Here is a 13,033-nt window from a genome sequence, read left to right as displayed (position 1 = left end):
CACAAAAAAGACATCATGAATAAGGTACCTGTATATAATATTCAAAATTTTAATTTTAATACTAATATTCATAAAAATCATTTATACATCAATACGTTTAAAAATCATTTGATTGAACATAGTTTTATTGAAAAATCTCATCGTCATAATTTTTATCTTTTGGTTTTATTTACCAATGGAACAGGGAGACATCAAATTGATTTAGATACATATAATATTAAAAGAGGTAGCTTATATGTTATAAAACCAGGACAGGCACATGGTTGGGAGTTATCTAATGATATTGAAGGTTATATTGTTTTTTACTCTAGTGAAATTTACAACCTATACTTTGGTAATAAAAAAATTGAAGAATATCCATTTTATCAACCTGACAAAAACATCTCAGAAATTGTGCTCAATGAACAAGAAATTATAGATTTTAACTTTTATTTTAAATTGTTGATTCAAGAGAATCAACAAAAAAAATCTAGAAAAGCAGAGAAACTATTGAATATTATAGACATCATTCACATAGAAATTTCCAGAAAATTTTTATCGGAAAACAATTATTCTTTTCAAACTTACCATCATAAAATTCAGGTTTTTAACAAATTATTAGAGCAATATTATAAGTCTGAAAAATCGCCAACATTTTACGCAAAAGAAATGAACATCACCCTAAAACACTTGAACAGAATTTGCAAAGATTTATTAGATAAAACAGTAACAGAACTAATTACCCAGAAAATTATTTTAGAAAGCAAACGGATGTTAACATTTGGCACAGCCCCTATTAATGAAATTGCGCAAATATTAGGTTATGAAGACTATTCCTACTTTTCTAGACTTTTTAAAAAACACACACAATATACACCTAGTAAATTTAGAGCATCACTAAAAAAAGATCTGTCAACAAAATAAACAGATCAAAACAATATCGTTTTTTACACAGCCATGTCAAGAATTTCTATCTTCTTAACCTATGTAATATAGTTTGTAATTCTTACATTTGCATACATTATAATATTCAATCACTAGATTAAAAAATATACACATGAAATACGACGTTATTGTTATTGGAAGTGGTCCTGGAGGATATGTTACCGCTATTAGAGCTTCACAGTTAGGATTTAAAACTGCTGTTATAGAAAAAGAATCTCTAGGAGGTATCTGTTTAAACTGGGGATGTATTCCAACTAAAGCTTTATTAAAAAGTGCTCAAGTATATGATTACTTAAAACATGTTGATGACTACGGTTTAAAAGCTGAAGCAATTGATAAAGATTTTGAAGCAGTAATCAAACGTTCTCGTGGTGTGGCTCAAGGAATGAGTAAAGGGATTGAGTTCTTAATGAAAAAGAACAAGATTGATGTGATTATGGGTACCGGTAAAGTAAAGCCTGGGAAAAAAGTAGATGTTACAGATGCTGATGGTAAAGTAACAGAATACGATGCAGATCATATTATTATTGCAACAGGTGCTCGTTCTAGAGAATTACCTAACTTGCCTCAAGATGGTAAAAAAGTAATTGGATACCGTCAAGCAATGAGTTTACCAGAGCAACCAAAGAAAATGATTGTGGTAGGTTCTGGAGCTATTGGTGTTGAATTTGCTCACTTTTACAATTCTATGGGTACAGATGTTACCATTGTAGAATTTATGCCTAACGTAGTTCCTGTAGAAGATGAAGATGTTTCTAAAGCATTTTTAAACTCATTAAAGAAATCTGGAATTAAAGTAATGTTAAACTCTGCTGTAGAATCTGTAGATACTTCAGGAGAAGGAGTTGTTGCTACGGTTAAAACAGCAAAAGGTGAAGAAAAACTAGAAGCTGATATTTTATTATCTGCTGTTGGAATTAAAACGAACATTGAAAACATCGGTTTAGAAGATGTTGGAATTGTAGTTGATAAAGATAAAATCATCGTAAACGATTTTTACCAAACAAACATCCCTGGTTATTATGCTATTGGAGATGTAGTTCCTGGTCAAGCTTTAGCGCACGTTGCTTCTGCAGAAGGAATTACTTGTGTTGAGAAAATTGCAGGTTTACATACAGAACCAATCGATTACGGAAACATTCCTGGATGTACTTATGCATCACCTGAAATTGCTTCTGTTGGTATGACTGAAAAAGCTGCTAAAGAAGCTGGTTACGAATTAAAAATTGGAAAATTCCCATTCTCTGCTTCTGGTAAAGCATCTGCTGCTGGAAACAAAGAAGGATTTGTAAAAGTAATTTTTGATGCTAAATACGGAGAATGGTTAGGATGTCATATGATTGGTGCAGGTGTTACCGATATGATTGCTGAAGCTGTTTTAGGTCGTAAATTAGAAACTACAGGTCATGAAGTATTAAAAACAGTTCACCCTCACCCTACCATGTCAGAAGCAGTGATGGAAGCTGTTGCTGCTGCTTATGATGAAGTAATTCACTTGTAAAAAGAACAAACAAAATATAAAAAAAAGGAAAACTGTAAAAAGTTTTCCTTTTTTTTATATTTTAAAACTAACTATATTTGGATGTAAACCTAACATCAATATTGTTGCCAGTAAAAATTTAATTAAAGGCAATGTAAATAGAAACTCGTGTAGATCATTTTAATTCAAAAGTAAAAAATCTAGAGACGTTGTCTTTTTAGTAGACAAAAACAATGAGAGTCCTAAAGTTGCCCCCCCTTTGAGTTTATCGGTTTCAAAAGATAAATAAAACATCAATTTTACAAAGGTTAAAAATACATCAAACTAGTAAAATTTAAATATGATCAAGAAGTTCAAAAGCTAAAAACAGTAGAGTTGATTGCTAAAAAACAATCTGAAGAAGAAAAAAGAGAAGAAGAAATGAACAGTCTTACCGATTACGGTGAACCAATGAATGGTCAAAGATTAGACCTTTTAAATGACAAACATTCTGCCTCAACATTTACAGCATTTGAAATTGTTTCAAGAATGAATTTCGTGAATACTTTGGGAGATAGTATTTTTATTAGAAGAAGTAGAAATACTGCAAAAATTGTACTTGACGGACTTGAAATTAATGAAACTTTTCTACGTTCAATTCAAGGAAATGAAATTTCTTTTATTGATGTTTTAATTGGAAGTGATGCTGCCACTTTTTCTAATGCCAGTGGTGGAGTTATTGCACTTTATTCAAATACAGGAAATGTTGGTTCTAAAAATATTAAAAAAAAACCTGGTATTATTGATTACAATGCAAAAGGATTTTATAACGCAAGACAATTTTACTCTCCAGACCATATTAATGATTTTGAACTCATAAACAGAAGTGATTTAAGAACCACTCTTTATTGGCTCCCAAATATAAAAACCAATAATAAAACAGCTACCGAAATTTCCTTTTTTACAAGCGACATCAAAAGTGACTACATCATAGAAGTAGAAGGAATTTCTGCCAACGGACAACCTATTCACGCTATTAAAACGTTTAACGTGGAATAATTAACAGTAATTTTTAATGGTACATTATTTGAGGTGGTTAAAAAACTGCTCAAAAACTATGAAAAAACTATTGCTCATTGGTATTTCTTGTTGTGCTTTGTCTTTTATTATTTACAATAAAACTGAGTTCTTTAAACTTATTGAAGAAAAACTAAATCACTATAGTCAAAAAAACACGCCTGAAAAAGTTTACATTCAAACAGTAAAAAATCAGAAAAAAATAAATTATCCTATAATTTTAGATAAAAAACATCTCCATATATTTTTTTCATACATAACAAATCAATTAAACATATAGACAGCGTAATTAATATTTTCGTAAAAAAGTATGAAACAAAAGAAATAGGAGAAAAATTTAAAATAGAATCTGGTAGTGTTCATTTAGACTATGAAAATTGGGTATCAAGAATTAAACTATATGGTAGAATAAATCACATTGGGATATTTTTTTAGTATGTTCACATTAAACATTTTGACTTACTATGAGTCTAAAAGATAAATATGCCTAAAAAACTATGAAAAAACTACTTTTACTTATTTGTATATCATTTTGTGCACTATCCTTTACTATTTATCAAACCAACTTTTTAAACTTAATTGAAAAAAAATTAAACGACTATAGTAAAAATCATTATCCTGAGAAAGTTTATATCCAAACTGATAAACCTTTTTACGCTTTAGACGATGATTTATGGTTTACTAGTTACTTAGTTAATGGAATCACCCATCAAAAAACAAATAAGAGTAACATCTTACATGTAGAACTCATCAACCCAAAAGATAGCATTGTTGCAAAGAGAACATTATTTGTAGAAAATATAAGTGTTGCTGGTGATTTTAAAATAGAAAATAACTGGGCTACGGGAAAATATTTATTACGTGGTTATACTACTTACATGAAAAATCATGGCATTGAAAACTTTTTTCAGAAAGAGATTCCTATATATAGGGTTACAAAAGACAGTATTGTAAATACAGATACAGTTGTTACCTCTACAAACATTAAAAAAATTAACAAACCCGAAATCTCATTCTATCCTGAAGGCGGTTACCTTATTAATAATTTAACTAATAGGGTTGTATTTAAAATAAAAACACCTTCTTTTTATAACAATTTTAAAGCTGTATTAAAGGATAAATCAGGAAAAGAAATTAAGCAGATTGAAAGTATAGAATATGGACTTGGTAATTTTATATTTAAACCAGAAGCAAATAACAGCTACTACATAAGTACTATTGTTAATGAAAAAGAATATAAATATCAACTTCCAAAAGCATTAAACAAAGGATATGTTTTAAGTGTAACAAATACAGCAAATTCAATTATAATTAATGCAAAAAGCACCACTGAAAACGGATTAAAAGATACTTATTTAGTTGCTCATGAAAGAGGAACATTATTATTTAATAAATATGAAAAGACTAATAAAAAGTCATATATCGTATCTATTCCTTCAAACTCTTTAGTTGATGGTGTGGTGAATATTACTCTTTTTGATAATGATGGACACCCTGTAGCTGAAAGAGCAGTATTTGTTAACAATACAGAAGATAAACTAGAATTAAATATACAAACAAATAAATCCACGTATGATTCGCGTAAAAAAATAACACTAAACTTAAATGTACGTAACAAACAAGGAATTAGTGTGCCAAGCACTTTATCTATGTCTGTAAGAGACCTAAAAGCCTATCCATATAACACTCGTACAGCCAACATAAAAACGTATCTCTTGTTAAATTCTGATTTAAGAGGAACTATAGAAGATCCTAATTATTTCTTTGAAAAAGAAAATGATTCTAAAAGAAAATACTTGCTAGATTTAGTAATGATGACTCATGGTTGGAAACGATTTACTTGGCAAGAACTATTAAATTCTAAAGACAGTATTCAAAAATATAAACCTGAAGAAGGACTCTTTATTTCAGGAACCATAAAAAAACTAAAGAAGCCTTATACACCTCACAAAGGCCCTGTTAGGTTAACTTTTCTAGGTGAAATGTTTGCACAAGTTCCAACAAAAATATCAGATTCTCTAGGGCATTTTCAATTTGGTCCTTATGGCTTTTTAGATACCATTCCAATGTTATTAGAATCTAGATTAAATAATTTTAATAATAAAGAAGCTAGCTCTAGAAATGTAGTTATTTTACTAGATAAGCCTAAAGCTAGTCCTAAAATAAATAGAACACAAAACAGTACGGAATTATCCTCCAAAATTAAAGAAAAAGAGAACTTTGTTAAAGTTACTCAATACATAAAACAATTAAAGTTTGAATATAATCAGGAAGTACAAAAATTAAAAGCTGTAGAATTAATTGCTAAAAAAGAAACTGAAGAGTCTAAAAGAAATGAAGAAATGAACAGGAGAACTAGCTATGGATCTGTTGGATTAGGAGGTAGTAAAAGACTAGATATTAATTCTTTAGATAAAGTTGGTTCTCTAAGTGCTTATCAACTGTTAATGAGACTTGGAGGTATTTATTTTTCACAAGGTAATTTGTTCTTAATAAGGACTCAATCTCAACCTCAAATATTGTTAGATGGTATGGAGATTGATGCAGACTTATTAAGGTCTATCAATTCAGATGAAATTTCTTTTATAGATATATTAGTTGGTGCTGACGCTAATCTTGTTACAGTAGGCGGAGGTAATGGAGTTATTGCAATCTATTCTAAATCAGGTAATGAGGGAAGTAAAAATATTAAAAGGAAACCTGGAATTATTAATTTTGATGCTGTAGGCTTTTATACCGCTAGAAAGTTCTACGCCCCAGACCACATTAATGGTTTTGAAGAACTAAATAAAAAAGATGTAAGAACTACCTTACACTGGGAACCTATCATTAAAATATTTGATCAAGAAGACACTGAAATTTCGTTTTTCACAAGTGACATCAAAAGTGACTATATTATAGAAGTAGAAGGAATTTCTGCCAACGGACAACCTATTCATGCCATAAAAACCTTTAATGTAGAGTAACTACCTAAAATTCATAGGAATTAATACCTAAATCATTTAGTCATCTCTATAGAAAACCATAACTTTACTCGTTCAAATTAAAAAACAGAGAGATATGTCTCAAGCAAAACAAGGAAGTACTGTACAAGTACATTACACAGGAAAATTAACAAACGAGCAAGTATTTGATAGTTCTAGAGAAAGAGAACCTTTAGAGTTTACTGTTGGAGCTGGACAAATGATACCAGGTTTTGATACTGCTGTTGATGGAATGACTATTGGCGATAACAAACAAGTTACCATTCCTGCGGAAGAAGCTTATGGTGCTAGAAATGAAGAAGCAGTTTTTAAATTACCTAAAACTCAATTACCAGAAGATTTAGAGCCTCAGGTAGGAATGCAATTACAAGCGAGTCGTGAAGATGGACAAACTCAAGCTTTATTAATTGTTGGAATTGAAGAAGAAGAAGTGGTATTAGATGCAAATCACCCATTGGCTGGTGAAGACTTAATTTTTGATATTGAATTAGTTGCTGTAAACTAACTCTTTAACATTATTAAAATATTAAAAACACCTTTTACTCTAGTAAAAGGTGTTTTTTTTATCTACAAATACTCTTGTAAATAACATATCAATCACTATTTTGTATCTTTATAGTCTTGTAAAAAACACGACAAATGTCCTATCCTCATTATGAGTAATCAAAAAAAAGCAATAAAAACTATTTACTTTAGCTTATTTGGAAATATTCTTTTAGCTATAATAAAAGGAGTTACTGGAATTGTAGGACATTCCTATGCTTTGGTGGCGGATGCTATTGAATCTACTTCTGATATTTTTTCTTCTTTATTAGTTTTACTTGGCTTAAAATATGCCAAAAGACCTGCTGATGAAAATCATCCTTATGGACATGGTAAAATAGAACCTTTAATGACTTTTCTGGTGGTGGTGTTTTTAGTAGCTTCTGCTATCATCATCGCTTATAAAAGTATTATCAACATACAAACCCCTCATAAAGTACCGCATACATGGACTTTATATGTTTTGGGAATTATTATTATATGGAAAGAAATTTCATATAGAATTGTCATCCATAATAGTCACAAAACCAATAGTTCATCATTAAAAGCAGATGCATGGCATCATAGAAGCGATGCTTTAACTTCTATTGCTGCATTTATTGGTATATTAATTGCTGTTACTTTAGGAAATGGATATGAAACGGCCGATGATTGGGCTGCGTTGGTTGCATCAGGAATTATTATATACAATGCTTATCATATTTTTAGACCTGCTTTAGGAGAAATTATGGATGAACATAGATATGATGATTTAATTGAAGAAATCAGAAAAGTATCTGAAACAGTTCCTGGAATTATGGGAACTGAAAAATGTTTTATAAGAAAAGCAGGAATGCATCATCATGTAGATTTACATGCAAGAGTAAACGGAGAAATATCAGTCACAAAAGGCCATGAAATATCGCATCTATTAAAAGACACGTTACATCAAAAAGTTCCTAATCTAGGACATATTTTAATACATATAGAACCATATCATCAAAATAAATTATCATGAAAACTAACCTATTAGTATTCGCAATATTAACCATCTTGATTACAGGTTGCAAAACCTCAGAAAAACACAATTCACATCATATTGATGCTGCTTTTCTTGATGAACATAGCAGTAAAAATTCTTTAGACTGGGCAGGAACTTACACGGGTACGCTTCCTTGTGCTGACTGTGATGGTATTGTTACCAAAATAAGTATTAATGATGACCTAACTTACACCAAAAAAATTAAATACCTTGGAAAAAGTGATGATTTTATAACCAAAAAAGGAAACTTCTCTTGGGATGAAATCGGAAGTAATATTATTATTGATGGAAAAACTTACATGGTTGGAGAAAACACTTTGATTCAATTAAACAAACAAAACGAAAACATCAAAGGTGCTTTGGCAACTCAGTACGTACTTGCTAAAATAGCCATAGACAAAATGCTTACAGATGTTCAATGGGAATTGATAGAATTGGAAGGACAAATAATCGAAAAAGAAAACAATACCATACCTTATTTCACTTTAAATAGTTCTAGTGATGATATTACTGGAAATGCTGGTTGTAATAATTTTCATGGAAACTTTATGTTAAAACATGGGAATAGAATATCATTCACCAAATTGGCATCTACGCAAAAGCTATGTTTTAATACTCCTTATGAAGCACCTTTATTAAAAGTTTTAGAAACAGCCGATAACTATACCATTAAAAACGATACACTTTCTTTAAACAAAGCAAGAATGGCTCCTTTGGCTAAATTTGCTATCGTACAGAAATAAATAAAAACAGCCCCCTTAAAAAACATCTCACGGAATTCGATTTTGTATCTTTAGCTAGATTCAAAATCGAATTTTGTTTTATACAAATAACTACTTTTATGATTTTAGAAAAAAGAATTCCATTAAAATATTGGTTGAGTTTAATTAAGTGGGATGTTCTTATTGTGACTCTTTTTTCTTTAACCACTTACACCTTTTCTCTCTATTCTCCAGACCTAAATATTCCTGTGAGTATTGGTACATTTTTAGGTACTGCCATCGCCTTATTGCTTTCTTTTAAAATAAATCAATCTTATGAGCGTTGGTGGGAAGCTAGAATTATATGGGGAGCTATTGTAAACGATTCTAGATCTTTGGTTATTCAACTTAAAAACTTTAGTACCGAAAAAGACCATCACTTAATCAAAAAAATAGCTTTAAGACAAATTGCTTGGGCTCATTCCTTAGGACAACGATTGAGAGAACAAAATCCTTTGTCTAAAATAAATCAGTATATCTCTAGTGATGATTTTAATGTCGCTAAAGAATACACCAATGCTCCGTTGTGTTTAATCAACCTACAATCTAAGGATATTAACACTTTACATCAGCAACAAAAAATTAATAATTTTCAACAAATACAGTTAGATAGTACCGTTCAAAATTTATGTGCTTCTATGGGAAAAGCTGAAAGAATTAAAAACACCGCATTTCCAAAAACCTATAGAATTACCTTACATTTTTCTATTTATATTTTCTTAATTACCTTATCACTGTCTTTAACCAACCTACATAGCATTGCAGAAATTCCTTTATTGATTATAATTTCTTTGCCATTTTTCTTGCTTGAAAAAATAGCACAAAGTCTTCAAGATCCTTTTGAAAATAGACCTACAGATACTTCTGTAACAAGCATAGCCATTACTATTGAAACCGATTTAAAAGAATTAATTGACAATAAAAAAGCACCATACCCTGTAGAAATTGATTCGTTTTTTGTAATGTAATTAGATGCACTTTTCACAAACTCCGCTCACCTCGATCTCCACTTGTTTAATGACAACATTAGGGATTTGAATTTGAATTGGATTGGTTACATCTACACAAGATACTTCCAAACATTGCAAACATTTAAAATGTACATGTTTGTGATTATGACACTCCGATGTACAATATTCCCTACACATGGCATAATATACCTCATCACTGCTAACTGATGCTTTATGAATAATTCCTCCATCTAACATAGCATTAAGAGTTCTATAAAGTGTAACCCTATCAAAATGATGTAATTTGTTTTGAATTTCGCTATACGGTATTGCTGAGTTATAATTTGCAACCACAGAAAGCAACTCCAATCTTTTAGGAGTTGCTTTTAGGTTTCTATCTCTTAGTAATGCTGTAAATTTTGTTTCTATATCCATCGTAAAAAATTAAAATGAAATTCTAAATCCAACCGTAATACTCCTTCCTGTATCATCAGCAAAATATCTTAATCTGTTTAAGTAATCTCTGTAAGCTACATTTAATAAATTATTTCCTTTTGCATAAAAATACCATTTGGTTTTATCAAAATGTTTTTCTGTACTAAATTTAAACCCTAGTAATTGATAGGCATCAGGAGCAGGAGCGTAATCTTGACTTGTCAATAAATGATTTTGTTTCCAAACATAATGATATTCTATTCCAATTGAAGTATTTTTAAAAGTATTCTCAATAGGCAATTGATAATCTAAAGTAAGTAATGCATTGTTTGCAGCCATGTTGATTAAAGGAATATTTTCTGACAAATTATCTCCTTGTAAAAAACTATACTTTGCTCCCATTTTTAAAACATCAGAAAAAGCATAACTAGTTCCTAAATCAAGTCCAAAAAGCTGTGCATTGGTTTGCTCGTAAGTAAAAACAGGAAAAGCTCCTCTGATAGTTAAACGAAATTCATCTTGTGGATTTAAATAAATATAATCTTTAATATATTGATAATATAACAAGGTTTCAAAAAACCACTTCTGATATACATTTCCTTCAAGACCTAGAGTTGTTTTTATAGAATTTTCTTGTTTTAAATTCACATTTCCTTCTTCTATACCGCTTACTCCTTGATGTAAACCATTACTATACAACTCATTGATAGCTGGGTTTCTAGAAGCCAAACCGATATTAAAAGCCCAGTGTAATTGTTTCAAAGTTCTGTATCTAACTCCTGCCGATACATTTACATTATGAAATCTATTATTATAATTAATAATGGTTCTTGGGGTAGTTTTAGAAATAGCAGCAACATTTTGATAAGTAAAATTATACCTAGCTCCTACTTCATACATCCATCTATTAATTCTTTTATTTAATAGAGCAAAAGCACCTATTTGATGAGATAAATAATCTGGAATTAAAGGTAAAATTCCTGTTTCAGAATCGTTTGTATTATTGGTAAATGTGTATTGAATTCCTTTTTTAAACTCAATGTCATCTCCTATTTTATTTTGATGTTTTGCTTCTAAAAAATGAGTCATTTGATTTAAACTCAAAGCAGGAATATCAGAACGTCCACCTCTACGAATATCAAATTCTTTTCTAATATTTAATTGCCCTGCATAGGTAAATGTATAAAACTCATCATCACTAATTTTATAGGTGTTTAACAATTTTAATAAATGGTGATGTACTTCTTGTTTAGGAGATTCAATATTATAAGAAAAGGAATCTTCTGTAAAAAAAGGAGTTTCTCTTTGCAAAGCCTCTGTTAAGTCAGTTAAATTCCCAATATGAGAACCTCTTAAAACACCTAGTTCAGTATTAAAAGTACTGGCATAGATTTTAGTCTCCCAATTTTCAGAAAACTGTTTTCTTAACTGTAAAGCCAAATTTGCTTCATGATTTCCCGTATTGTTTAAATAATAATTGGCTGTTTTTCTATCTCCAATTTTTTTAACAGTTCCATTTATTTTCCATGCAATACTTTTAGCTCCTTTTTCTAAAGTAAGATTCAATCCATTACCTAGACCATTAGATTGAAAAAAATAATTAGAGGCACCATGTAAATGTGGATCTTGACTAATGTCTTTAGGAGTAACTAGAACCACAGCTCCTAAAGTACTTCCTTGATATTCTAAAGCTCCTACTCCTTTAATTACCTTTATATTATTGGCTATTAAAGGATCTATTTCTGGACTGTGATCATTTCCCCATTGTTGACCACTTTGTGCAATTCCGTTGTTTAAAATAGTCACTCTATTTCCATACATTCCGTGTATAACAGGCTTTGCGATACCACTTCCATTTTTTAAGGTACTTACTCCAGTTAAGGTTCCTAATAAATTAGATAGGTTTTCATTAGCGTTATTTTGAATGTTTTTTGAGCTAATGTTTTGAGCTGCTTGTGTAGTATTTTCTGCTTTGTGTCCTAATAAATGAACGCCATCTAGCATTTGCACAAAATGATTCATGACAATACGAATTTTCGTATTGTCATGAATCTCTATAAATTGTTGATTGTTTTCGCAACCAATATGGGTAATATCTAAATGATAATTTCCTTCACAAATGGAGTCTATTTTAAAATTTCCATCAAAATCACTAATGGTTCCTTTGTTTAAACCTTCTAAATAAATACTAGCCCCTACAATGGGTTTATCGTTACTACTATCTATTACAACTCCTGATAAAGAATAATTACATTTTTGAGCATTTGTTGTTATCACATTTAAAATTAAAAGAATAACAAACAAAGCGTAACTTTTATTTCTCATCATTTAAGTTAAATACAACTTCTACGTCTGTTTCTCCTCCTGCATTGGTAATATCTCCTTCAGGAACATTCGCTCCAGATTTATTTGGTTGATGTCTCAATGTTATGGTTAAGTCCCCTCCATTAAAATCATTATCTGTGATAAATTTAGTACTTAATCCAATTGGATGTTGATTATCATCTTTATCTGTATAATTAATATTTACTCCTTGAGGTTTTGTAAAGAAAAACTGATGATCTAAAGCCTCTTCTTTAATCTCTAGCGTTATATCATCTACAGGATCGGTTGTTTCATTTAAGACTTTTAAAACTCCTGTATAGGTTGTATTCTTTTTAATAATACCTGTTTGAGTATAGGTACCATTATTGGTATTGGTTCCATCTGAATAATATTTTAAAACAACTGTTTCTTCTGCTGCTACTTCTGGAGTTAACGTATAAATTACAGTTGTAATTACTTCTTCTTCATTTGGAATAATAGGATCATCTTTTTGACAAGAGGTAAACGCCAATCCTACTAACATTGCAATCACTAATTTTTTTAATTTCATGGTA

General features: G+C 30.1%; 11 protein-coding genes. 8 read left to right on the top strand and 3 right to left on the bottom strand.

Translation table 11 applies throughout. The features are described 5' to 3' along the window. Positions 1 to 15: 15 nt before the first annotated feature. The 8 genes from QVZ41_RS07975 (at position 16) to QVZ41_RS07940 (ending at position 9,737) form a co-directional block, all read left to right on the top strand. The gene (locus QVZ41_RS07975) at positions 16 to 903 is read left to right on the top strand and encodes an AraC family transcriptional regulator (RefSeq protein ID WP_302884029.1); all 888 of its coding nucleotides are present in this window, start codon (positions 16 to 18) and stop codon (positions 901 to 903) included. A gap of 133 nt (positions 904 to 1,036) precedes the next feature. Further along, positions 1,037 to 2,425 carry a dihydrolipoyl dehydrogenase gene (gene lpdA, locus QVZ41_RS07970; RefSeq protein ID WP_302884028.1) on the top strand — a complete coding sequence of 463 codons (1,389 nt, stop codon included), beginning with the start codon at positions 1,037 to 1,039 and terminating at the stop codon, positions 2,423 to 2,425. A 354-nt stretch (positions 2,426 to 2,779) separates the two neighbouring features. Then, a complete protein-coding gene (locus QVZ41_RS07965) occupies positions 2,780 to 3,442 on the top strand; it encodes a hypothetical protein (protein WP_302884027.1) in 663 nt (220 codons plus the stop codon). A 515-nt stretch (positions 3,443 to 3,957) separates the two neighbouring features. Further along, positions 3,958 to 6,426: a TonB-dependent receptor gene (locus QVZ41_RS07960; RefSeq protein WP_302884026.1), complete on the top strand. Its 2,469-nt coding sequence runs from the start codon at positions 3,958 to 3,960 to the stop codon at positions 6,424 to 6,426. A 94-nt stretch (positions 6,427 to 6,520) separates the two neighbouring features. Next, complete coding sequence (locus tag QVZ41_RS07955; RefSeq protein WP_302884025.1) at positions 6,521 to 6,949, top strand: FKBP-type peptidyl-prolyl cis-trans isomerase; 429 nt, start codon at positions 6,521 to 6,523, stop codon at positions 6,947 to 6,949. Between the two features lie 150 nt (positions 6,950 to 7,099). After that, positions 7,100 to 7,984, top strand: coding sequence for a cation diffusion facilitator family transporter (locus QVZ41_RS07950; protein ID WP_302884024.1), 885 nt, complete (start codon positions 7,100 to 7,102; stop codon positions 7,982 to 7,984). Then, positions 7,981 to 8,751, top strand: a complete 771-nt coding sequence (locus QVZ41_RS07945; RefSeq protein ID WP_302884023.1) for a copper resistance protein NlpE N-terminal domain-containing protein — start codon at positions 7,981 to 7,983, stop codon at positions 8,749 to 8,751. Before QVZ41_RS07950 ends, QVZ41_RS07945 begins: the two co-directional genes overlap by 4 nt. 98 nt (positions 8,752 to 8,849) lie before the next feature. Then, on the top strand, positions 8,850 to 9,737 hold the full coding sequence (locus tag QVZ41_RS07940; protein ID WP_302884022.1) for a bestrophin family protein: 888 nt from the start codon (positions 8,850 to 8,852) through the stop codon (positions 9,735 to 9,737). Here QVZ41_RS07940 and QVZ41_RS07935 read toward each other — a convergent pair whose 3' ends face one another. From QVZ41_RS07935 to QVZ41_RS07925, 3 genes are read right to left on the bottom strand one after another with little or no spacing between them, the layout of a single operon-like run. Beyond that, positions 9,738 to 10,154, bottom strand: a complete 417-nt coding sequence (locus QVZ41_RS07935) for a Fur family transcriptional regulator (RefSeq protein ID WP_302884021.1) — start codon at positions 10,152 to 10,154, stop codon at positions 9,738 to 9,740. 9 nt (positions 10,155 to 10,163) lie between these two features. Next, entirely contained in the window at positions 10,164 to 12,479 is a 2,316-nt protein-coding gene (locus QVZ41_RS07930) for a TonB-dependent receptor (RefSeq protein WP_302884020.1), read from the bottom strand. Beyond that, entirely contained in the window at positions 12,469 to 13,029 is a 561-nt protein-coding gene (locus tag QVZ41_RS07925; protein ID WP_302884019.1) for a type 1 periplasmic binding fold superfamily protein, read from the bottom strand. The genes QVZ41_RS07930 and QVZ41_RS07925 overlap by 11 nt, the downstream gene beginning before the upstream one ends. Between the last annotated feature and the right edge of the window lie 4 nt (positions 13,030 to 13,033).

The organism is Wenyingzhuangia gilva, assembly GCF_030519655.1.
In the GTDB taxonomy this organism is placed as follows: Bacteria; Bacteroidota; Bacteroidia; order Flavobacteriales; family Flavobacteriaceae; genus Wenyingzhuangia; species Wenyingzhuangia gilva.
This window is presented reverse-complemented; position numbering and strand designations above follow the sequence as displayed.